The following is a 24,323-nucleotide window of genomic DNA, read 5'->3' as shown; positions in this document are numbered from 1 at the left end:
ACGTATTACGGATGCTCTTATCGAAGGATAACCAGCTTACCTAGCCCATTCTTGAAGTACTGATCGGTGACCGAGTGTCGATCGCGAAATTCCTGATTACCGGATGCCTGGTGGGAATCGAGGGGGGTGCCGCTGTCGTCGGCGGTAATGACGCGGTAGAGGTAAACACCATTGGCTAACTGATCACCGTACTCGTCGGTTCCGTCCCAGCTATACTGGGTTTGGTGCGTACCGATCTTGATATCCTCGTAAGCGAGCAGGTCGATATCCCGCACTACCCGACCCGATACGGTCATGATCTGGATTCGGAAAACTTCCGGTACGGCACTCCCCGTGAGGGTATAGACGAAGCGGGTCTGAGTCGTAAATGGGTTAGGATAGGTCAGTACGTTGGTGATCAACTGCTCGTTAAGCACCTCAAATTCTTGCTCGTATTCAAAGCGTCCGGACTTATTATTCGACCGGTCCTTCGCCTGTACTTTGAGTTGGTAGGTACCGTCCTGGGGCAGTTCGGGACGGAAGTAGATTTCGGCCATGTTTTCGCCGGTGGAAGGCGCGGGGATGTATTCGACCCGCTCGTCCGACATCTGGATGCGCTCGCCGCTTCTATTTTGTCCGGGATGTACCAACTCAATCTCGTAGGCCGACGAATCATCGAGCCGGCGGAACTGATTCTCATCGCGCAGCTGGATCAGAATTTCGGGTTTGGCGCTAACGAGTTCTCCGTTGGAAATCCGACGACCATCAAAATAAACTTTCAGGTCGGGGTCGACTAGATCCTTACCAACCCCCAGACTGGTGGTCAGGAGGTTGTTGAATAGAATCTCTTCCGGCTGATCTTCCTCGGGATTGAGCAACAACTGGACCCGAAGCCCGGAGTTGATGGTGGTGGTGGGCAGGGAAAATTGAACGGTATCTTGTCCGTTACCGGCGAGGGGCGGGCGGCGCTTGTACAAGCGGGTCACTTGGTTGAACTCATCCAAAACAGTCAGTTCGATGAGCATGCTGTCCATTGGAATGGGGGAGAGGTTTTCGTAGCCGATCTCCATTTTCGCTACTTCCCCCTGCAAGAGGGTATCCGGCACGGAATAGACAACGGCTGGGCTAACGGCTACGTCGCCCGGTCGTTGGTAATCGAAGTAAATATCCTGAAGCGTAGATGGTGTGTGCGATCTATCATCAAACACCTTAAATTCTGCTTTCAGGTACGGGAACTCCATAGGATCGACGTCGGCCAGTGAAACGACGAACGCTTGTTGGTCCTGAATAGGGAGCGGATTTTCTTCAATCAGTCGCCACTCGTTACCAGCATCACGTCCCAAAAGGCGAAAAAAGGTACTATCCCCTTCGCCGATTGTTTCGCTGTTAAACCGAAATCGCAGTTTGGTATAATGCTGTGCCGGACCCACCTCTGGGGTCGTGTAAATACCTCTATCCCAGCTTTCTGTTAGACCTACGCGGGCGTATGTCTGTGCTTGTGAATCAGTGCCTATAGCTTCGGCAAGTGCACCTTTGCCCTTTTGGTACATAAATGTGTAAGGTACTGAGCCAAGCGATTGCAACAGGCGGACTTGCTCAGCCCCTTCTTTTTCTAAGGCACCATAAAGCGTTTTGCCGAAAGTGGTAGAGTCTTGCTGCCAGCCGGAGTTGTGATACTCGATTTCATTTCCACGTTGCACACTCCAAACAAATACGTATTGACCATCCTGAACGTATTCGTCTAGGAATTGCATCAAACCCGTCCTTCCCTCGGGAGTACGGGTGTCAAAAGACCAGGGTGTACCACTTTTGGGCGCAGAATTATATGATCCATCACCGGGCGACCTGAACCAGGTACTGTTGTCGGTACTGTCCACAATCATTACCTGGATGCCGACGAGGATGTGCCAGGGGTGCGGGGAGTTAAATCGCTGGCCGTTCCATACCAGCCTGGGCATATCTCTGGACTCGAACAGCCCGTTTTCAATTTCAACTAAGTTTACGTTTTGGTTAAATTTCCAGCCTGGAGCGTTATTCGGTACTGATACATTCTCGACCGTACCATGTTGGAACTGGCCCGGGTGGGTTAGTGCATATCCAACTTCATGGGGTTGCTGTGCTTGGAGAAAGGTAAAATTGCTTTCACTCCACAAATATCCCTGGCCCAGCGTCAGACTACTATCTGGACTAATACGCCAAAAATAGGTCGTACTATCTTCAAAGTTAATCTGTGGTCGATACCGAATCACTCCGCCTGGCGCAATCAACGACTCTTCGGTTATAGGATCAGTAAAATTAGCCTCGCGGGACAACTGCACCAGATAACTTCTTTCCGGAGCGAGCGGATCGGAAGTTCCCGCTACCAAATCAAAGCCGGGCCCGACCACGGCATAGGGGGGAGGATAAGCTACCCGTGCCGTATTGGAGATGATCGTGAAGGGAACACCGGGCCGCCCCCCAATCGCCACTTCGTTGTTACTCTCGGCGCTCGTGGCGGGCAACTCCGATATCCGGTCCGTGGCATCCAGATCGAACAGGAGCCGGTTGTTACCGACCGCTTCGATACCGATATTGGGGATGTCCAGCGTGACGCTTTCCAGGTAATAGGGTGTAAGCACGTCAAAACGTCCTACATCCCGTACCTCACCGCTCGGCAACTCCTGGCGTACGTTGAGTACTACGCTATCCGATAATCCCTTGTCGTGCGTGCCCAGATTAAGGACGTTGAGTTTGACCCGAAACATACTATCCTGAGCAGGGATCACGTCGGGTTCGAATTGAACCGACGCGGGGTCTATCACCAAATCGGGCCCGGGGCGGGGGTGAAGTCGGAAGGCCGGATCGCCACTTAGGGAGAATTGCTCCATAAGTATGCCTATGGTGAAGTTACTGGTACCCGCAAATTCATTGATGGTAGCCCGTAGGATGTCACCCACGCCTTCCCCGTAGTAATCACTAGTTAGATTGGAATAAATGCTTCGGCCATATGTTCCAAGCGCACTGATGTATCCCAACCCCTTCGAGGCGGCGTACGTAATGGCTCCGCCTTCCGGTAAAAAAATGAACCGCTCACTGATACTTCGCGCCTCGGTGAATGCATCGCCACTGTAGCATCCGAGGCTCATCATAAACATATATTTATTCCGATTATGATAGTTCTGTGGATTGTCGATGCTGAAGTCAAACCCCTGGCTGCTGGAGTGCCCGTAAAAGGTTAGTACCGAAACTCCGCCGTTGATTCGGTCGAAGACGATATCCTGACGAGCTTCCTCGATCGGGTCGCTATTCGTTTTGTAGACGCTCGTTACATTGCCGGCGAAGAGGCTTGTCTCGAAAATTTCCTCCATGGTCCCTAGGTTGTACCGGATGGCATTCTGCTCGCCTGCCGTTCCACCTCCTCCGAGAAAGAGCGCCTGCTTCATCCATGCTACGTCATCGATGGTTTGGTCCACTTCGAAGATCTGCCGCTCTACTTCCTTGAGTTTTCGTAGGTAAATACCAACCTCTGCTCGATTGATTGCCGATAGCCGACCCGTGGCCAACTTGGAGCGGACCGTACCGATATCCGCGGAAAGTAGGTTGTCCGATGCCGGGTAACCGAAACTGGGAATGAAAAAGGTTTCCATCGCCGCTGCCAGATCGCTACTTTCTCGGATGCTGGGATACTCTCTTCCCTTTCCTACCAGGAATAAGTAGTTGAGTTGGGGGGCGACCTGCAAAGCGGCGTGGATATAGTTTCTAATAGCCTGGGGGTGACGACGAAGTCCGTAACCAAACGCGTCGTAAAGATCTTCGACATAAACGGTGTGGACCGAATACCCACCCCCCTGGACGCTCTCCCGGTAGGCGGCCAGATCGTCAATTTCCGTACCAGCCAGACGCCGACTAGTGAGAAGCAGATAGTCCGCTGCCGTACCTGGCAGCAGGTCGGCAAGCGAAATGACCTCCGTGGCGGCCGGATCAGCCGCTTCGTTGACCAGCACGTAATCTCTGCTGGCAGAACTAGCCGGCAAATTGAACCCTTCTGCGGAACCCGTGTACGCTCGGCCATCGGTCAGGTCGTACAGACGTAACTGGTCATTGCCACCCTCGAACACCAGGTTGCGTGCCGGGCCTCCCGGAAGCGAAAAATGAAGCGATCCGGCATTCGCTACGGCACGCGCAGGATAAGTAACCGCCACGAAAGCTAAATTCGCTTTGTCCCGATCTTCCGCCCGTCCAGTAATGCTGAAGTTGGCCGTGGTGCCAGTCAGGGAAAAGGTGAGTGTTGTATCGTGCAGGCTCCAGTCCCCTCCGGTTTCGATGGTCGCCAGGTCCTGGCTGTTGACGCTTACCTGTTGGGAGTGTGCGTCCCCGAATCCGAGTCCGAAGCGGACGTGCAGGCTGGCCTGACCCGCTACGGCCTCCGGCAGATCAAGTTTTTCACTAAAAGCGGTTGTCCCCCTGCTCGATAACAAATCGTTGCTACGCAGGGAACCGAAGCCCTCATTCCACTCATAATGGGAAAAATAGATGCTCTGACCGGAGGTGCGCCGAAAGTACTTGCTCTGGTGGGCGGAATATACTTTACCTGCTTCCCGGTAAATAGTAGAGGTCGGCTCTCCACCGGTTACCTGCGGCCCCGCCGTGTACCGGACTACTTCCCCTGGAGCCGCAGCCAGACTTACGTAGTAGGCTGACGTATCGGTATACATACCGTAGCGGGTATTCAAGAGCATATCGTCTCCGAACTCAAACAGGTGACGGTCCATTTCGCTCCGGGCCCGTTCGCCGTGAAAAAGCAACTCTCCGTTCACCACGTCCACGGGTACCTGTTCACCCAGGTGAATCACCCGCAGGCGGTTCAGGTCGCCACCGTCGGTCAACAAACCCGAGCTCGCAAGCACGTCGGCTGACACCCGGTACATGCCGTCTTCGGACACCTCCACCCGGAGGTGGCGGCTACCCGCGTCGTACCATTCGTGGCCGTAACGTACGCCGCTTTCTGTGGCCATTTGCGCACAAAGAGCAAGCGGAAAGACAAGGCTGAAGAGATAAAGGGTAAAGCTTCGGTACATAGTATGTGATTGGTTCGGCATAAGCCGAAAGGGGGTTCCTAAAAACCAACTTTAAAGGTAACGCAGTCAAATCGGACATGGGTACAAGTACCTACGGTAAATTGTCCGGTGTCGGACGCTCCTCACTGCATTTCAATCGTCGGACTCTGGTCACGGAGGGGGGGCATCCCCCGGTAGGCCAGACCAACACTGAGCTCCTTTACCCCATCGAAATTCATGATTTTGCCGGCGGGTCGACCGGCATATAAAAGCGTAGGGGCGCCGGCGCGCAGGTAGTTGACCTTTATCCCGGTCAGTTGCTCATACTCATAATCGCCACTCGGTAAGCGGTTGATCAGGAACAGGCGAATTGGTAGCGAGCCAGCCAGGTCGATATTCCGCGGCGCCGTGGCGTATACCCGCAGTTCGTCACTCGAAGTTGCCGGAAGCTCCAGGTCTAATCGCACGTCGGTAACTAGTTGGAAACTGTCAATGCGTCGTAATCGCATGCTCCCCTTCTGGGTGAGAAAAGTGTCCAGATTGGAATAATTCCAATTTGCCTGACCAAGTAAATAGACCGGATGGTCGTGGTACAGCGTATCCCGCTGCCAGATGTCGTACTGGCTTGGACGGTAAGCTACGTCGGTGAAGGTCCAGGCGGGCTTGCCCCCGGTGTAAAATTCATAGAGAGACGCGAAACGGTAGCTATTCTCAACGATGACCGGTGTGTCGCCGGCAATCTCCTGCAACCGCTCTACCCACGGTTGGTGATCGAAGGGCTTTTCGAAGGGTAGCCAGGTCCGCGGGGCCATCAGCAGGAGACGCGCCACCATGAGTATTCCGACCGTCAACCAGCATAGCCTGACCAGGAGATAACGCCACGATGGAAACCTTTGTACCGCACGGTAAGTAAGGTAGATCAGCGGTATGGAGAGCAGGGCCGTCCACTGTGCTTCCGTACGCCCCTTCGTAGTGGTGTACAGGAAAAAGACCAAAATGGCGGCCACTAGCCAACGCAGAGACCGCTCAAAACGGTCCCGGGCATGATCTCCGGTAAAGGTGCGTACGTAGTGGTAAAGGAGAAACGGGCTGAAGATCAACAGCTGATTGATAATGTACTGTAAGGTGTACTTGAATTGATAGGGGTCGTCTCGACCACTCAGGTGGTACCGGAACGAAGGATAATCGTGGCTATACTGCCAGTAGAGGTGTGGAAAAAACAACGCAACACCCGTCACCACCGCTACCCACGCTGCCGGGCTTCGAATTAGGTATCCCAGGTTGGGCAGGACCGAAAAGAGCATTAGCACCAATCCGTGATACTTGCTATACAACAGCGCTGCCATGGTCAACCCCCACACCGCCCCGAGGAGGTAACCCGGCCGCTGGAGAAATCTGCGGTAAGCCAGTAAGTACAGCGTCGTGAACAGCAGTAACGGGCCATCCGGGGTTGCGATGAATCCATACACCTCCAGCATCGGCTGGGCGGCTGCCAAAGCGGCCAGCGTCCATAGACTTTTTCCTTTTGGTTTGTCCAGCAGGTAGTACAGCCCCGTAAGGGTAGCGCATCCCGCCAGTACGTGGCCAAAACGCAAGCCAAAGGATCCGGGCAGCCAGTCCCTGCCCAGGGCGATCAGCACCGCCACCGCGGGCGGATGATCGAAGTAGCCCCAATCGAGCTGGCCGGCGTACATCCAGTAGTAGGTTTCGTCGGGATCCAGCGGGGTCAAGGCTGCTTGGGTTAGATTAAGCAACAACCACGCTAGCAGCAAATAAAATGGCCTGACAGTAGCGGTAGAGTGGAGCATAGAACGAAGGTAGGGTGGAACTCCGGTCATTGACTTGTCGGAGGCATCGGAACGCGGTGGCCGGCTGGTGATTTCTTCCGGTGCTTCTTAGTGATAGGTCTATGGCAGGGGTTTCGCATCTTTGCGGGTCCATGAAATACATAACCTTACTTCCGCTGATCATTTATATCTCCTGCCTCCTTGCTTGCGGTCAGGATGACTCCGTAACTTCCGAAGCCCCCGAATCCGATCTGGCACAACGCCTCCCCGGCACCTGGGAAACTGTCGAGCTCGAAGTAGACTACCGGACTTACATGGGAGCCGATACCGCTTACCAGGAGGTTATCCGGGAAGCGGACTGGGGCAAAGTCTACGGCGTAAGGCCACCGAGTACCGTCTATACCACCGACGGAAAGCTCAGAAGAACCTACCGCATGCGGTCCGGGGAAGTAGCTAACATCACCAACGGAATTTGGAAAGTCACCGGCGACAGTTTGTTGGTTATCGAACCGAATATCACCTACACTTATGCGTACGATCTTCAGGGAGACCGCCTGGAACTCACCGGTACCGTAGATCAGGATCAGGACGGAACCGCGGACGATGACTTCCGCGCCGTATACCGGCTCACCAGCAGTACTCGCTAAATATAAAAGACGGCCCCGCGAGCATTCGCGGAGCCGTCGACTCTTCATTATTGTGGTAGTAGCGTAGCCTAACGGGCTACAACGAAGCGGGCCATACGGTTCTGTAGCCGGATGGTGTATACTCCGGGCATTAGGGTAGGAACCCGGAAGCGCCGACCCTGCACCCGATACACGCCTACCTGGCTTCCGTTGGGTGCATAAATCTCCATATCGACATCCTCTGCGACCGTTTTGTCAAAGGTAATTTGCTGGCCGGAGGCAACCGGATTCGGGCTGAGTCCGAAGCTTAGGTTTTCCTCGGCCTGGTAAGTGACAAATTGCACGCCCAGGTCTGTCCGTGTACCGTCGAAGTCGTACTGCTCCAGGCGGTAGTAGTTTCCGCCCACGGCGGCTTTCCGGTCGACGTAGCGATAGGTGCTGTTCAGTCCCGTTGTTCCCTGTCCACCAATGGTGGAAACATGAACGAAGTCCTGTCCGTCGCTGCTGCGGGATATCACGAAGTGGCTGTTGTCCTCCTCTTCAGCGGTTTCCCAAACTAGGGCTACGTGGTCGTCAAAGGCTTTGGTGGTCCAGGATATCAGGGTAACCGGTGCTACGGAAGCAAGATTCGGCGCACCCAACGTACACACACCCAGGCAATCCCTAAATAAGTCGTTCAGTACCTCGACCGATTTTTTATCGTTGTTCGAGTGATAGTTTGAGGTCGACTGGCCCTTTCCACCTAAAATATGCAGATTAATCCCACCCCCGGTAAATATGAAGAAGGTTTTGTTGTCTACCAAGGTAGAAGCGGAGAATTTTGGATTCACATTTTGCCCTATCCTAATGGTGTCACCGCGTAAATCCGTAAATAATTCGAGATCGATATTATTAACCCCTTCCTCAATTGTAAGCGAACAGATCGTTTCCGGCGTTTCGCAGGCTTTGGTATGCTCCGTTCGATTGGTCGGTTGGCCATTAGCATCCGTTCCAGGATAATACTCGCAGTTACAGGAATTCTCCTGGGCTAACAAAGTAAGTGGCGAAAGAAAAACGGCCAGTATTAGTGGTTTAAATGATTTAAAATTCATCATAGTGTTGTGTTTGTGTTGGAAAGAGATAGCGCTGCTTATCAGGCTATGAAATATCTGTTTGGGATCGGGCGACTTCTATCGGGCAACGACCAGTCGGTTGGTTGATTCGTTGATGCGCACGGTGTAGACGCCCGGCTTCAGGGAAGGAACCCGGAAACTCGATGACTCCAGCATCAGGCTGGCGACAAGACGACCATCCGCGTTGAAGATGATGGCCTCCGCAGGTTTCGTCAGCTCGACGCCGAGACTTATGCGTTGACCGCTGGCCACCGGATTCGGGCTGAGGACGATTGCGTCGGGTGAAGCTTCCACTTCCCATTCTACGTATTGTACGCCGAGGGTTTCCATCGTTCCATCATAATCGTACTGGTCCAGGCGGTAGTAATTGGTGCCCCGATGTGGCTTTTGATCGCGATAGTGGTAGGTACTCGTCGTTTCAGTTGTACCCTGACCTCCGATTGATGCAATTTCAGTGAAGTTCACGCCATCGGTGCTGCGAGATACCATGAAGTGACTATTATCCAGTTCTTCTGCCGTCTCCCAAGACAATTCCACGTGATTCCGCTGCGGGGTAGTTGACCACGCTATTAGGGTAACGGGCGCTACGGAAGAGAAACTTGGAAAAAGGATGGTACAATCTCCCGGACAAAGGGAAAGAAAGAAGTTGTACCAGTTCACCCCGACTTCAAATACGGAAAGCACCAGTTGCGCTCTGTCGGAAGTCGCCATGGCTTCATAGGTGTCAAAGCTTTCTTTAAAATCAAAGCGAGTGTGCTTATTGGTAAGGGTCGAAAGCTTGAACAAGGGAATGGTACCCGGGCCGATATTCACTTCGACGTCTCGCAGATCTTCGAAGTCAGCCATGTCGACTATACCCTCCGATTCCATTTTAATTTCGCAAATGGAGGCTTGATCGGCGCACGCAGGGGATAGGATTCGGTTTTCGTTTGTACCCGATACGGTACAAACACAATCTTGTGCCGTTACCACGGCAGGGAGTATCAGGGCCGCATAAAGCAGCATCCTGTATAGGACGGAATTCATGGAATTGTGTTGTGTTGTTCAATTCGATGAATCTGATAATCAGACCATCGATAAGTGTAGTGTCAAAAAAAAGTGTCTCTCAAATCTTCTAAACCTAAAATAAAGTGTAGTTCAAGTGGGTACTGCCCTAAAAGTTGTGTTGTTCAATAGTGTCAATAGTGTCAATAGTGTTATGTAGCCAATAGTAGCGTCTCATAGTGTGTCGTGACCGCTAATGGTCAATAAATAAAAAGTCAGCGCTGACATAAACGATTAAAGGCGATATCATACAGGCGTGCCATTAGGCGCGCTTGCATCCATCACCGAACAGTAGACAATCCCTGTGTTAAGGGGGTAGAAAATTGTGTTGTTCAGTGTCGTAATTCGTGATCAACAGTATGATACATACGCAGGTCGGGCTTATCGAATACTCGATTAAACGTCATAAACCCTCGATGTAAACTGTTGATATGGTAGAAGCTAAAAACAAAAGTTTAATAAGCCGTAGATCCTCGCTATCAAAGCGTGCGATCCAATCATAATACAATTATACGGCCACCGGGTTCGATTTTCCTAAACATTATTGCCTTTATTTTCCCCATCGACATTTTTTAACGTTTCTATTCCACCGTTACGCGTAGCTGTAATTCGCGCAGCTGCTTTTCGTCGATGGGGGCCGGCGCGTCGATCATGACGTCGCGGCCCTGGTTGTTCTTCGGGAAGGCAATGTAGTCACGGATCGAACTCTTACCATTCATCACCGCGCACAGGCGGTCGAAGCCAAAGGCAATACCCGCGTGGGGTGGGGCGCCGTATTCAAAGGCCCCCATCAGGAAGCCGAACTGCGCCTCCGCCTCCTCCGGCGTGAAACCGAGGAGCTGGAAGTTCTTTTCCTGCAGCGCCCGGTCGAAGATCCGTACCGAGCCGCCACCGATCTCCGCGCCATTGATCACCAGGTCGTAGGCATCGGCCTTCAGCGATTTCATCGTTTCGTGGTCGCCGGTCAGCATCCGGTCCACTTCCTCGCGTTTCGGGCTCGTGAACGGGTGGTGCATGGCGTGGAAGCGCTCCGCCTCCTCGTCCCACTCCAGTAGCGGAAAGTCGACAACCCAGAGCGGCTTGAATACGCCGGCTGGGATCATGTCGTACTCCTGAGCCACGTGCAACCGCAGGTTACCGAGTTGCGTGCGGGTTTGCTCGTCGTTGCCGGAAAGGACCAACAGCAAGTCACCGGGCGTTGCACCTGCGCTCGCCGCCCAGGTCCCAAGCGCCTCCTGGTCGAAAAATTTGTCTACGCTGCTCTTGTAACTCCCGTTCTCGTTGCACTTGACATACACCAAGCCCTTGGCGCCGATTTGGGGGCGCTTCACCCACTCGGTGAGCGCATCCAGTTGCTTCCGGCTAAGGTCCGCCAAGCCGGGCACGCGAATACCCACCACGAGTTCCGCGCTGTCGAATACGTTGAAACCTTTGTTCTGTGCCACTTCGTTCAGTTCCACCAATTCCATACCGAAGCGCATATCGGGCTTGTCCGATCCGAAGCGGCGGATAGCCTCGTCGTACTGCATCCGGGGAAATTTACCCAGGTCGACGCCTTTCAGTTCCTGAAAGACGTGGCGGGTTAGTCCCTCGAAGGTATTCAGGACTTCCTCCTGCGTTACGAAGGCCATTTCACAGTCGATCTGGGTAAACTCCGGCTGGCGATCGGCTCGCAGGTCTTCGTCGCGGAAGCACTTCACGATCTGGAAGTAGCGGTCGTAGCCGGCAACCATCAGCAACTGCTTGAAAGTTTGCGGGCTCTGGGGGAGGGCGTAAAATTGCCCTTCGTTAAGACGGCTGGGCACCACGAAGTCGCGCGCACCCTCGGGCGTGCTCTTGATCAGGTTGGGGGTTTCGACCTCCAGGAAGTGCTGTCCCGCCAGGTAGGAGCGGACGGCCAGGGCCAGCTTGCTCCGGAAGATTAGGTTCTGCTGCAGCGGGTTGCGCCGTAGGTCGAGGTAACGGTACTTCATCCGTAGGTCGTCCCCGCCGTCGGTCTCGTCCTCGATGGTGAAGGGGGGGACCTTGGATTTATTCAGTACCGTCATCTCCCGGGCCAGGATCTCCACGTCGCCGGTGGGTCGGTTGGGGTTTTTGTTCGTCCGTTCGCGGACGGTCCCCTTTACCTGAATGACCCACTCCCGGCCCAGCTTCCGCGCCTGCTCGGTGAGGGGGGCGTCGTCGTCACTGTCGAAGACGACCTGGGTGATGCCGTAGCGGTCGCGCAAATCCACGAAGGTGAGGCCGCCGAAGTCGCGGCCGGCCTGTACCCATCCGCTGAGGGTTACTTCAGTGCCGGCGTCGGTAAGGCGGAGTTCGCCGCAGTTGTGGGTACGGAACATGGTCGCTGCTTTTTTGGGGCGGCAAAGGTACGTTAGTCTGGTAGTTCTTAGGTCGGTCTCGCCGACCGTCAACTTTACCCGACACTAAATTTTAGCGGGGGTAATTCGTTTTAGTAAATAAGACACCTAAGCCCAATACGGTCCTAATGGCCCGGTATTGAAAGGTTTTTAATGCAATTGATTGTTTTTCAGGCAATTGCATTTTCGGATAGACCTTGCAACAAATGCTACTTTTTCTTACCAGACGGTGGTTGCCGCTCTTTGCAGCGCTAACCGGTATGTTAACATCCACCACGGGATTCGCTCATGTCGATTTCATCGGCGAAGACCTCAATTGCAGTGCCGATAGCGAACCGCCCATCCCGAGTGGAGCTACAGCCGGGGGATGGCGACAGCTCGATCGCCTCACCGCACCGGATGGTGTGACTTCTTCTGCCCTCGGTAGTAGCGCGGATATCGACGGCAAGTACGCCGTCGTCGGTGCTCCCGAGGACGTGAACGGGGGTAAAGTGACCGGCGCCGCCTACGTCTATCACCGTACGCCTACCGGATGGGAGCAGATAGGTAAGGTCGTGCCGGGCGACGCCCGGGATGGCGATCGTTTCGGCGCTAGTGTTATTATCCGCGGACAATACGTGGTAGTGGGCGCCCCCGACCACGATGCCGGAAGCAAGAACACCGGAGCGGTATACGGCTTCGCGCTATCGGGAAGTAATCTCTTTCAAGTAGCCAAAGTATTAGCCTCCGATCGCTCGGCCAACGATCGATTCGGGGAGAGTCTGGCAGCCACGTACGACCGCTTATTCGTAGGGGCTAGTGGAGTGGACGGTGCTTCCAGCAACACCGGAGCGTGTTACGCTTTCCGATTAGTCGGCACGAAATTTTACCTGGAGCAAAAATTGGAAAGCTCGGACGCGGTGAACGGTCAGCAATTGGGCGGTAGCGTAGATGTAAGCGGGAACACCCTCATCGTGGGTGCATACCGCGACAATACCCAGGCCAGCGCCGCCGGGGCCGCCTATATCTGGAAGTACAACGGTTCGGCGTGGGTAGAAACGGCCAAATTATACGGGGGCAGCCTCGGGGGAACGGACCAGTTCGGTTTTGCCGTCACGATCGATGGCGGTAGGGCACTGGTCTGTGCCAGCCGCGATGACGACGGGGGCACGAATGCCGGTGCCGTATACGCGTTCGAAGAGCAGGCCGGAAGCTGGAACCAGATACAGAAGATCGTTGGCGGAGGGTCTCTTGGCGGCAATTTCGGAAGTACGCTGAAGCTACACGGAAGTTCCGCCGTGCTCGGTGCCGCGAAGGGCACGCAGGGACTTAATCAATCGGGGCAGGCGCACCTCTTCGTGTTTGATGGGTCTTCCTGGTCGGCTGAGTCGGATTTCCCCATTGATGATGGTACCGTCGAAGCAAAGGGATACTTTGGTTCCTGTGTTGCTTTTGACGGTAAATCCGTCATTATCGGCGCCAACGGACAGACCGGGGTGGCAAGCAATGCTGGAGCTATCTATACCTTTGAGCCGCGTTACACGCTATCCGCGGCCCGGTTAGTTGCTTGCGACGGGCCGGTAACCCTGCCGACTCCCGCAGCAACGGATAATTGTACGGTATCGGTCACTGTACAGCGTACGGGCGCGACCCAGTTCGCTGCTGCCGGCACCTATTCCGTCGTCTGGCACTTCGCCGATGCATCGGGCAATTATTCGTCCGCCACGCAAAGCATTGACGTGATAGTTCCCGGCCTGACTTTGCCATTCAGTGAGGACGTGGAAGCGACCACCGCCAGCCGCGCGTGCTGGATCACGGCCAACGGGGGATCGGCGAACGGATGGTCGCCCCTGGAGGATCCCACGCTGGCTTTTTCCGGTGATGGTGCTTTCTTCCTCGGGCCGGCGGCATCCGCTGATCACGATGACCGTCTCGCCAGCCCCGCTTTCGCCCTGACCGGTGGGACGGAGTATCTGCTGTCGCTGTATCACCGCCAATTGTCCGGCAGCCAGGATGAAAATTTACGAATCTACCTCGTTGACGCCGCGGATGATTCGGAGGTAAAGCAGTTGTTTGCCGATGCCGCCTTAACCGGTCATTACGAAAAGTTGAATCTGGTGTGGACCGTTCCCGCCGACGGAGAATACCGCATTGTCTTAGAAGCCACCGGCCCGGTCGGTGGGGCGGGTATCCTCGTCGACGACCTCTTGGTGGAGCAATTTGACCCCGGCAAAAACTGGAAGGGGCTGGTCGGAAACTCCGGTGATGAATGTACGACCGTCGTGGCATCCGGGCTGAGTGGGTTCGCCCGACACCGGGTGCTGGACGCCGCCGGCAATCTGGTCGTGGAAATCAACCCAAACGGGAACGACCTGGGCGACGTGAACGTCAGCCTAACCGATTACGCAGATTCGCGTCGGGCGCCATTCACCGGTCGCGAAGTGTTGGGTCGGTACATGGACATCTTACCACAAAACGGCTCCGGACCCTATATCAACAATGGAGGGGTCATTGTCCGCACCTATTACCGGCCGCAGGAACTGAGCCAATTCAATGCCGCGCGCTCGGAAAACAATGGCTGGTCGGATTTACTAATCATCCACTATTCAGACATCAACCAGGATTGCAATCTGGATAACAGCACGGGGTCCAACTATACCCTTGAAACTCCCACGGCTACGGGAGCGGTGAACGGCAGCGCCCAGTATCTCGAATTTACCACGACCAGCTTTTCCGAGTTCGGGGCCGCTTCGATGTCCGCCCTATCCGCTACGGTGGTTGATTTTACGGCCGTGCGCAATGCCGAAGGCGTATCGCTACAGTGGTGGGTGGAAGACGAAGCGAGCGTAGCTCACTACATCGTCGAAAAGTCTACCGACGGCCTTTCCTACTCGCCCACGGTCGGCGTACCCGCGCGCGGCATGGGTTTCTACGAAGCGCGGGATGGAAGCCCCGATGCGCTTACCTATTACCGCCTCCGGACGGTCGATTTAGACGGTTTGGAAATCTTCAGCCACGTGGTGAGCGTATCCGGTCGTCAACCGGCCTCCCGGACCACGGTCTATCCCGTACCGACCGACGACGTGACCTACGTCAGCTACCGGCAGGCGTTACCCGGTGCAGTACGGTTGCGCCTTACCGACCTTCAGGGTCGCGTGCTGAGCGATCGGCTGCTGGAAAAAGCCGCCGGCGAACACCGCGAGGAGGTCGATCTGAGTGGCCTCCCCGGCGGTACTTACGTGCTGGTGGTCAGCGGTATGGTCCGCACCGAGAGTTTTAAACTCGTAAAGCGGTAGGATCAGCCCGCTATCGATCGGACGCTCGGATCAACCAGCCGGGTGTGCCAGGTAGTAAATTGTAGCGGACGTAGCTGCCACTTCCGTCGGTCTGGACCGTCAGGATCCGCTCCGAAGGTGGATCGCTGACGATGCGCAGGGTCACAGCTTGCCAGCCCTCCGGTACGTACGTCTTGAAGGTGAGGGGGACGTTATAGACGGAATGGTCGAGCTGGCCGGACAGCGTAGACTTGATCGTTCCCTCGCTCAAGTGGCTGCTAACGGTAGTGGCCTCCCGCTCGCGGATGTACTTCGTCACGGTAGCGAAGGGGGCGATCCACAGGTGGTCTTCCCGCTCCTTGATGTAGCCGAAGTAATCTTCCAGTTCCTCGCCCGGGCGGGCAGCCCACCCGTAGTCATCCACCCCGTGGAATACCTCCACCAGCCAGACATTGTCGTGCGCCAGGATGGTGTCGATCCAGCTTTTCATGGTTTTCAGGCTGGTGCCGTCCGTCGGGCCGCGCTGCCACTGGACGTACTCCTTGTCCTGTGCCCCCGGGGCCTCCCGGCTGCCGCGATTGAGCTCGGCCAGGTAGGGAGCCGGCATACGGTTGCGGAGGGCGGGATAGATCTGGTGGGCGTACCGCATAACGCGCTCGTCCTCGGTGCCATAGGGCCCCTCGGCCGAGAAGGTCGCCTCCGGGCCGAGGTGGCGGCGGATATCATCGCGGCTCTGTTCGAGTTCGTAGAGCAGGTTGGCTTCGTCCAGTACCGCCAATCGGGGGTGGGTGACCGTGTGGCTCGCAATCTCGTGACCGTCCGCCTGGTACTGCCGCAGATCCCGCCAGGTAGTGGTGTCGACGGCGTTATCGTGAAAGACCACCGCGTCCGTATCCCGCAATTTCCCGTTGAGTAGCTTGCCGTAGGCTTCGTCCATTAGCCGGTAGGCTTCCCGTACCTGCCCGCTTTCGTAGGCCGCCCCGGCCCGGGAATGGTAATCGACGGCCTCGCTCGTCCCGGTAAACGCGATCAGGGAGGCGCGCTCGTAGAAATTGGTCGAATCGGTGGGCTGCTCGGCGGCCTCCCGCAGGATATCCTCCCGGTTACGACCGATAAACCGTCCGCCGAAGGACCCCCTGATCTTGCCGGTGATCACGTAGAACGTGGCCTTCAGGTCCAGGCTATCCAGGATCGGTCGCGCCACGGTAAACTGTGTGATGATGCCGTCATCGAAGGTCAGGGAAACGGCTCCGGTTTTGTCGCCCTGGTAGCGGGCGATTTCGGTCCGGCCAACCAGGGAGTCGGTTTGGGCCCGACCGATCAGACTCATCAACAGCAGAAAAAACACAAGGGTACGGCAATGCATAGGCGTAAGCGTATGAGACAACTTACGAAGGTGAACGGATTTGGGCGGCGGAGCGCAGGTAAAGCGTCCGTTAAATACCGTTATGTCGGCCGTTTAATTCTTTCCCGGTCTTTTGGTCAACCTGACCCCTTCGTCCAGGTACAGCACCTCGGCATCTCCCGGGTCCGGTAAGGGAATCCCCCGCTCCGATAGCCACAGGGTGATCCCGGTTTCCGCCCGGCGGTCCCGTTGAATGCCGTACAGCCGATTCAAGGTGCCGGTGAGCGGATAGGAGAGGGAAGAGACCTTATCGGGTGCTACACCGGCTACGTAAAAAGTGTAGGTTTCCGTATCCAGGCTATCCAGAATCGCATCGATCGCCTCGGCCTGCTTCCAGGCGGTGCGGTCCCGCCGATCGACCGTACCGTATAGGGACAGGGCGAAAATCGTAGCGCCCAGCAATCCGGTGAAGCCCACGATCCGGAGCCCGGTGTCCAGTCTGCGCTTTCTTTTGATGTAGGCTACTAAAGCCGTCAGTTGGGATCGCAGGAGGAGGGCGGCCCCGAGAAAATGAAAGGGCAAGGCCGGAAGCTGGTAGTATGCCGCCTGCTTCGGGGAAACGGCAATTGGCAAAACGGCGCAGAACCCCAGCAACAGGAGAAGGGACCCGTAGGCCTGCGCCCGTTCGTCCCGCCGACGGGGGAGCAGCAACAGCAATGCGCAGGCGATCACGCCGGGGAGGTTGGCCTTGATGAGCGAGGCGAATATCGAAAGCCGCGAATCCGCTACGTTCTCGGTAGCCTGACCGGTCAGGGCGGTGATCACCTGCCGGTCGAGGTATTCCCGGAAAAAGAGCAAAGCGTCAGGCTCGGCAAGAAAAAGCAGCCCGAAGGCCGCCCCGGTGGTGAAAACCGGAACCAGCAGCGCGGGCCAGCTCCACCGCCAATCCACGATCAGGCGGTGCAGCCAGGGCAGGGCGAGGATGAAGAGCCCCACGGGTCCCTTGGCCAGTACCGCCAGGAAGGCACCCACACCCACGGAGATCAGAGCCGGGTAGACGGCATTTCGTTCCCACCGGAAATAGGCATAGGTCGCTGATAAAAGAAGGAGTGTCATACCACATTCCAGCAGCGTGTTCGGGTAGCGCAGTTGTGTCTCCTGGTTGAGAGCGAACAGCAACAGGGGAAAGAAGAAAAGGGCGGCATTCTTGCGGCCCGCCAGTTCCCGCCAGATCAGGTACATCAGCCCCAGAGTCAGCGCCAGCACCGAGAAATTATAGAGGTCTTCCGTGTACAGGTGATCACCGAATACGCGGAAGTAAAGCGACTCCAGGTACAATAGCAGGGGCGGGTGCCCGTAGAATACCGAACCGCCCCCGTCGATAGTAGGTGCCCAGAAGCGGCCCAGCCCCTGGCTCATATTCCGGGCCGCGTTGGTGTAGGCCAAACCGTCGATGAACATACCGTCCCGCAGGATGGGTCCGATCATCAGTGCCATAATCAACGCGATGGGAATGGCCCAGAGCGCGAGGGTCGTCCCGTCAGGTTTTTGGAGGTGAGGCATAGGAATGGGCACAAAAGTAAGGTACCTTCGTCGCCGTGATCCCGGAATTATCCCGACGTACCGCGCTCGCTCTGCTGCTGGGCCTTACCCTTCTGTATGCATTCCTGTATCTCGGGGCCGAACCCTACCACGTCGGCGACGAGTCACGGGGCGGGATCAACGCCCTGGAAATGCTGGCCAACGGCGACTGGGTCAACCTCCACTACATGGGGGCCCCCGATGAGGTACGGGCCAAGCCGCCGCTGCTGATCTGGTGCATCTCCGGGAGCATGGCGCTGTTCGGGCAAACCGCCTTCGCCCTGCGCTTCCCGTCGGCAGTGGCAATCACCATTGCCTTCTACGTTCTGTTTCAGATCATCACCCTGTACCGGTCGCCGGGTTTCGCGCTGGTGGTTGGCCTGGTATTGCTTTCGGTGCCCGGGCTGGTCGGCTGGCACGTTGGCCGCACCGGAGATTTCGATGCCCTGCTCCTCCTGTTTTTGCTTTCCGGGCTCCTGTTCATCCTTCGCTATCTGGATTTTGGATTCCGCCGGGATATGCTTGCCGCGGGCTTCTTCTGGGGCTTTGCCTTCCTGACCAAGGGACTGGCCATGGGGGCTATGGTGCCGGGGCTGGTGGTCTATCTGCTGCTCACCGAACGGCTGGGCAGTACACTGCGTGATTCCCGATTCTGGGCGGGGATAGGTGTGTTTTTGCTGTTCCCCCTTTTCTGGTTTACGGTGGTCCAGCTGTACGGGGCTACCTGGGAGGACCCTCAGTATACGGGTGACAATGTTTTTGAACGCCTCATCGTCCACGACATCTATGAGCGCTTCACCAAAACGGATTTCGAGGGTAGAGAAACGACCTCCCAGTACGATTACATCCTGTATAGCCTCGACAAGATGTTCAATCTGTGGAACTTTGCCTTTTTTGCCTTTCTGTTCTATGGCATTTACCGGTGGGCACTCCTGCGCGGTCAGGCGGTGGAGTGGTTGCGTCGTCGGCGTCTGCTCTTGCTGTCGCTGTGTTTGTGGTTCCCCTACGCGGTAATCCTGTCGCTTACTACCCAGGCGCTACGGCAATACATCGTGCCGGTATTGCCCTTCGTCGGCATCGCCACGGTATTCGGATTTGAATACGTGTACCGGCGTTTACCGGCGATCCGCTATGTCTTTGCCGGACTGTTGGTGTTTACGCTCGGCCGCCGGCTATATGAGTTCGCTCACCCTCGCCCTGAGCCGCCAATCGTGGAATTCTTACCGGAAATCCGGGAGGCCGACCGGGTGTACGTTGAACTCGCTGCGCTAGCAAACGACGAATTGTATTACGTTTACCTGGCCAACCAGGAAGCGCTGGAATTTACCCCGCCCGATAATGCATCGGCGCCGGATTACCTGATCGTGCGCAAGGATAGCTCTTCTATAGAGGATGTTTACGATCGACAAGTAATCTTCGAATCGGAAACGGGGCTCATTTTCCGATAGGGGGCATCACCGCCGGCGGTACAGTTCACAGCAACCGTCGATGGGGCGGTAGAACTCGAAGTGCTGCATGAGGGTGTCGGAAAGGGGCGTTTGGGCCGCCGTATCGCGGGTGCGGAGGAGCAGGTACCCGACGTCGGGATTATCGACGACGCTACGCGCGGTAGCCGGCACGTCGATTTCGAAGGCCCGAATGTGATGATCCAGAAACATCAGTGAAGAGTGAACGTAGGGCACCGGTACCGGACGGTCGAGCAGGTGGTGTACGATCTGGAATCCATTGATGCCGAAGAAGGTCTTGTCCGCCTCCATCAGGCCGTCAATCTCCCGGGCGATGGCCCGTGGCTGGTCGCCCTTCCCGGCGTAGTAAACCGCATGGCCGATACCGAGTCCGATACCGACGATCGCGACCGCCCAAAGTACCCAGCGCCGGCGTAGTACATCGTCCCAAACCAGCCCTACGCAGGTTCCGACGTAAAGGGCCACGACCGGGTGAAGTTGAATCTGGTAATGGCCGAAGCGCTTACCCGTAAGCAATACCACGACCGTGACCAGCAGGGCCTCTAGCCCAAGATAGAGGAGCCAGGTCTGCTCGCCCCTTGTGAATCGGCCTTTTACCTGCGCTGCGGCGCCCAACAAAATGAACGGACTATAGCGCAGCAGGTAGTCACCCATGAACTTGAGACGAAGCAACCACGGGAGTTCGACGGGGTAGGCCGCCCCCACCTCTACGGTGTAAAACCACAATTCCGGAAGCAGACCCAGCGAGGCATAATAGCCCACTACGGCAGCTACCGGCAGAATAAACCCCCCAACCAGCAGCAGGCCATTGCCGATCATGTGGGCGGGGTGCTGGCGGTAAAACCACAGCAGGTACAAGCCGATGGCCAGGGCCTCGGCGGCTACGAAGGGCTTGATGACGCAGCCGATACCCAGCAGCAGTCCGGCCGCCGCCCACTGTTTCCGGTCGGCCACCACCGTAAGGGCCACCGCGGCGATGGTAAAGACATTAAAGAAGATTTCCGTGTTGGGCGACATCCCGTAGTAGGTGTATACACTACACATCAGGATGTACACCAGCCCGGCAACGTAGCCCGCCGACAATTGACCGGTTGCCCGCCGCGCGACCACCGATAACAGCCAGGCGCCCAGCGCGATAAAGGTAGTAGCCGCCAGGCGAAGCATCCAGATACTACCACCGGTTACCTTGATAAGCAGGGCATACAACCAGAAAATACCGACCGGCTTGGTATCGATGACGTCGCGCAGGTATACCTCCCCCCGCAGCAACTCGTCCGCCCCCACGATGTAGGTGCTCTCGTCGTGGTTGATGACCGATACGCTGAAACTGCCCCAGCGGATCGCCACGGCCAGGGTGAAAAAGAGAAGCGGAGCGATCCAGGAACGGTGGCGCATGATATGAGGCGGTGCAATGACGGAGCTAAGGTAGGGCACCCACATCGCCGTACACAAAGCACGCGCAAAGTTCTCCCTTCCCAACCCATCCCTAAAAGACTACCCAGCAACCAGCAACCAGCAACCAGTAACCAGTAACCAGTAACCAGCAACCACTAACCACTACCCACTACCATACTACCCACTACCTTTACCCTCATGTACCAGCGCCTAGTCATCAAGGTAGGAACCAACGTGCTCACCCGTGCCGACGGGCGGCTCGACATCACCAGCATCAGTAACCTCGTGGACCAGATCGCTTCGCTGAAGGAGCGCGGGGTCGAGTTGGTGCTCGTATCGTCGGGGGCGGTCGGGGCCGGAAAGGAACTGCTGCCGGGCCGCGCCAACGACGAAGCAGTAGCCCAGCGACAGGTCTATTCGGCCATCGGGCAGGTGCGGCTGATGGAACTCTACCGGAACTTTTTCGCGGGCCACCGGCTGCTCTGCGCGCAGGTGCTCGCCACGAAGGACGATTTCCGGAAGGGACAGCACTACGACAATATGCTCAACTGTTTCCGCGCCCTGTTACAGGACGAGATCGTGCCCGTGGTGAACGAAAACGACGTGGTCGCCGTCACCGAGCTGATGTTTACCGACAACGACGAGCTGGCCGGTCTGGTCGCCCGCATGGTCGGTGCCGATGCGCTCGTGATCCTCAGCAGCGTGGAAGGGCTGTACGACGGAGCACCCGAGCGGGACGATAGCCGGCTCATCGCCCGGGTAGCCGCCAACGATACGCAGGTAGATGCGGTCGTGCAGGCACGGCGGAGTAGCGGCGGCCGTGGTGGCATGGCGACCAAACTCCGCATTGCCCGGGAAACCGCCGCCCGGGGAATTCCCGTACTGATAGGTAATGGCCGGCGCCCGAACATCCTGGCGCATTTGTCTACCGATAACTGGCCGGGTACGGTAGTGGCCGCCCCGGACAATAGCCCGGCTACCGACTGAGTTCTTACACTTTATTGCCCTATCGTATGCGCCTACTGATTCCATTGGTTTCGCTGTTCCTGCTGCTTTTCGCCTGCGAGGTGGATCGCGATTACCTGACGGGCGACAGCGTGGAATTGCGCTTCAGCGTTGATACCCTCACCTTCGATACCGTATTCACCGCCCGGGGGAGTGCCACGCGGGTGTTTAAAGTGTACAATGACGCATCGGACCCGGTCATGATCGACCGCATCCACGTAGCGGGGGAGACGGGGGTAGAATTCACCTTCAACGCCGACGGCACCATGGGGCCGGAAGCGGAGGACGTGGTGATTTTCGGTCAGGACAGTATTTTCGTGTTCGTGGAAGTGGAGGTAGACCCCACGCAACCGAGTGCCGTCAGCCCCTTCGTTGCCACGGACCGCCTGCTTTTTGAGACGGGCAACTTCCAGCACGAGGTGACGCTCGAGGCCTATGGCCAAAACGCCTTTTATCTGAATGGATTTAACCGGGGTACCCTCGTGCAGCCCATTTGCACGGATGGCACTTTCACCCTGCCGACGGATCTGCCGACGGTGATCTACGGATCGCTGGTCATCGATTCCTGCGTATTGCGGGTACTGGCGGGCAGCCGCATCTACTTCCACGGAGGCCTACAGCGTGATAACCGGCCCGATGGGCTAGGCATCTTCGATGATGGCTTTATCTATACCTTTCCGTCCGGCCGGATCGAACTGCTCGGAACCCTGGAAGATCCGATCCTCCTCGCGACGGATCGCCTGGAGGAAGATTTCACGGAAAGTACCGGTGGGTACCGGGGGCTTATCCTCGGCCCGGAAAGCCGGGGCAACCGCATTGAGTTTACCGAGATACGCAACAGCATCATCGGGGTGACGGTAGACAGTCTGGCCGAGGTAAGCCTGGTCAATACCCGAATCACCAACAGTAGCCGGTCGGCGGTACTGAGCTACCAGGGGGACGTCACCGCGCGGAATTCCCTGTTTCATTCCAGCCAGTCGAGTACCCTCCAGTTTATAAAGGGTGGTAACCTGTTGCTCGAGCACTGCACCCTGGCGAATTACGGATCGACGGACCCCGCCCTGAGCCTGAGCAACTGCGCACCGGTACCCGACCAGGATTACTGCCTGCAGGCTCCGCTGCGGACGACCGTTCGGAACAGCATCATCGCCGGTGGCAGCCCGGCCGAGATCGAACTATTCGACGTCGACGGCCGCCAGAACGCCGCAACCTTCGACGTGCGCATCCTCAACAGCGTGGTCCGTACCGACCAGCGCTTTCTGAGCAGCCAGGGAAACCTCTACGAAGATTTTTACAGCACCATCTGTGAGGGGTGCTATAACCTGGAAGGTGGGGATCCGCTCTTTCAATCCATTCGCGACGATAAATATGTTCCCGACAGCCTGAGCGTTGCCCGTAATCTCGGGATTTATCTCCCCGACTTGCCGGTCGATCTGGAGGGGAATGACCGGGATACGGAGTCTCCCGACGCCGGAGCGCTGGAATGGCAGCCCGCCGGTTAGTGACCAAGGCAAACCAATACGGGGAACCCGACGTTAAACCGTGAACCCGCAATCCGCAACTACCCGCAACCCGCTTCATGGTCGTTACCAACATGCTTTTCCATCTGGGCCGCTACGTGTCGCTCTTGCGTGACTCGATCTCGCGCCCGGAGAAATTTTCGATGTACTATAAGGAGACGATGCGTCAGATGGATGCCATCGGGGTAGGTTCCGTCTTCATCGTTTTGCTCATCTCGGTCTTCATCGGTATGGTGACGGCGGTCCAGTTTGCCGATCAGCTGGGCGACAGCTTCGTACCGTCGTACTACATCGGCTATATCGTGCGGGACATCACCATCATCGAGATGGCGCCCACGATCACCTGCCTGGTACTGGCCGGTAAGGTGGGCTCCAACCTGGCCGCGGAAATCGGCGGGATGCGGCAAAAAGAACACATCGATGCCATGGAGATCATGGGCGTCAACACGGCGGCTTACCTGATCCTTCCCAAAATTATCGCAGCCGTTTTCGTCATCCCGATGCTGGTGGCTATTTCGGCTTTCGTGAGCATCATCGGGGGCTACCTGAGCACGGTGGTGCCGGGCACCATTTCGCATACGGAATACGTACTGGGGCTCCGGTCCTTCTTCGTGCCCCGCTATGTATTCATGATGTTCGTCAAGGCCGCCGTCTTTGCTTTTCTCCTGACCTCCATCAGTTGCTACATGGGGTACCACGTCAAGGGGGGTAGCATTGAACTCGGGGAGGCCAGCACGAGTGCGGTGGTAGTCAGCGACGTACTCATTTTGGTCTTTGACTTCCTTATCGCCCTAGTCCTCACCTAAACCGCCA

Annotated in this window: 14 protein-coding genes; 6 read left to right on the top strand and 8 right to left on the bottom strand. The window is 56.6% G+C overall.

The window, feature by feature from the left end; genetic code table 11:
• Positions 1-17 precede the first annotated feature (17 nt).
• On the bottom strand, positions 18-5,036 hold the full coding sequence (locus tag DRW39_RS05435; protein WP_157975943.1) for a C25 family cysteine peptidase: 5,019 nt from the start codon (positions 5,034-5,036) through the stop codon (positions 18-20).
• A gap of 122 nt (positions 5,037-5,158) precedes the next feature.
• On the bottom strand, positions 5,159-6,745 hold the full coding sequence (locus DRW39_RS05430; RefSeq protein ID WP_157975942.1) for an ArnT family glycosyltransferase: 1,587 nt from the start codon (positions 6,743-6,745) through the stop codon (positions 5,159-5,161).
• Between the two features lie 209 nt (positions 6,746-6,954).
• On the opposite strand from DRW39_RS05430, the gene DRW39_RS05425 reads away from it, so the two are divergent.
• Positions 6,955-7,449, top strand: a complete 495-nt coding sequence (locus tag DRW39_RS05425; protein WP_116105998.1) for a hypothetical protein — start codon at positions 6,955-6,957, stop codon at positions 7,447-7,449.
• A 68-nt stretch (positions 7,450-7,517) separates the two neighbouring features.
• On the opposite strand, the gene DRW39_RS05420 is transcribed toward DRW39_RS05425, so the two are convergent.
• The 3 genes from DRW39_RS05420 to aspS form a co-directional block, all read right to left on the bottom strand.
• Positions 7,518-8,231 (bottom strand): hypothetical protein, encoded by a 714-nt coding sequence (locus DRW39_RS05420; RefSeq protein ID WP_157975941.1) that lies wholly within the window; start codon positions 8,229-8,231, stop codon positions 7,518-7,520.
• A gap of 366 nt (positions 8,232-8,597) precedes the next feature.
• Positions 8,598-9,386 (bottom strand): T9SS type A sorting domain-containing protein, encoded by a 789-nt coding sequence (locus tag DRW39_RS05415; protein ID WP_157975940.1) that lies wholly within the window; start codon positions 9,384-9,386, stop codon positions 8,598-8,600.
• Between the two features lie 779 nt (positions 9,387-10,165).
• Entirely contained in the window at positions 10,166-11,926 is a 1,761-nt protein-coding gene (gene aspS, locus DRW39_RS05410; protein WP_116105995.1) for an aspartate--tRNA ligase, read from the bottom strand.
• 278 nt (positions 11,927-12,204) lie between these two features.
• Between aspS and DRW39_RS05405 the strand changes: the two genes are divergently transcribed.
• Entirely contained in the window at positions 12,205-15,219 is a 3,015-nt protein-coding gene (locus DRW39_RS05405; protein WP_198664796.1) for a T9SS type A sorting domain-containing protein, read from the top strand.
• A 10-nt stretch (positions 15,220-15,229) separates the two neighbouring features.
• Here DRW39_RS05405 and DRW39_RS05400 read toward each other — a convergent pair whose 3' ends face one another.
• Complete coding sequence (locus DRW39_RS05400; protein WP_116105993.1) at positions 15,230-16,564, bottom strand: polysaccharide deacetylase family protein; 1,335 nt, start codon at positions 16,562-16,564, stop codon at positions 15,230-15,232.
• A 93-nt stretch (positions 16,565-16,657) separates the two neighbouring features.
• Positions 16,658-18,106, bottom strand: a complete 1,449-nt coding sequence (locus DRW39_RS05395; protein WP_116105992.1) for an ArnT family glycosyltransferase — start codon at positions 18,104-18,106, stop codon at positions 16,658-16,660.
• A 35-nt stretch (positions 18,107-18,141) separates the two neighbouring features.
• On the opposite strand from DRW39_RS05395, the gene DRW39_RS05390 reads away from it, so the two are divergent.
• On the top strand, positions 18,142-19,572 hold the full coding sequence (locus DRW39_RS05390) for an ArnT family glycosyltransferase (protein ID WP_116105991.1): 1,431 nt from the start codon (positions 18,142-18,144) through the stop codon (positions 19,570-19,572).
• 6 nt (positions 19,573-19,578) lie between these two features.
• On the opposite strand, the gene DRW39_RS05385 is transcribed toward DRW39_RS05390, so the two are convergent.
• A complete protein-coding gene (locus DRW39_RS05385) occupies positions 19,579-20,985 on the bottom strand; it encodes an ArnT family glycosyltransferase (RefSeq protein WP_157975939.1) in 1,407 nt (468 codons plus the stop codon).
• Positions 20,986-21,183: 198 nt separating this feature from the next.
• Between DRW39_RS05385 and proB the strand changes: the two genes are divergently transcribed.
• From proB to DRW39_RS05370, 3 genes are all read left to right on the top strand, one after another.
• Positions 21,184-21,972 (top strand): glutamate 5-kinase, encoded by a 789-nt coding sequence (gene proB / locus DRW39_RS05380; protein WP_116105989.1) that lies wholly within the window; start codon positions 21,184-21,186, stop codon positions 21,970-21,972.
• 26 nt (positions 21,973-21,998) lie between these two features.
• On the top strand, positions 21,999-23,492 hold the full coding sequence (locus tag DRW39_RS05375) for a hypothetical protein (RefSeq protein ID WP_116105988.1): 1,494 nt from the start codon (positions 21,999-22,001) through the stop codon (positions 23,490-23,492).
• A gap of 77 nt (positions 23,493-23,569) precedes the next feature.
• A complete protein-coding gene (locus tag DRW39_RS05370) occupies positions 23,570-24,316 on the top strand; it encodes an MlaE family ABC transporter permease (protein WP_232830071.1) in 747 nt (248 codons plus the stop codon).
• Positions 24,317-24,323: the final 7 nt, after the last annotated feature.

Origin of the sequence: Lewinella sp. IMCC34191 (assembly GCF_003390935.1) — a bacterium.
Lineage (GTDB): Bacteria > Bacteroidota > Bacteroidia > Chitinophagales > Saprospiraceae > Neolewinella.
The sequence above is the reverse complement of the archived record's forward strand: the minus strand, read 5'-3'. Positions and strand labels throughout refer to the sequence as shown.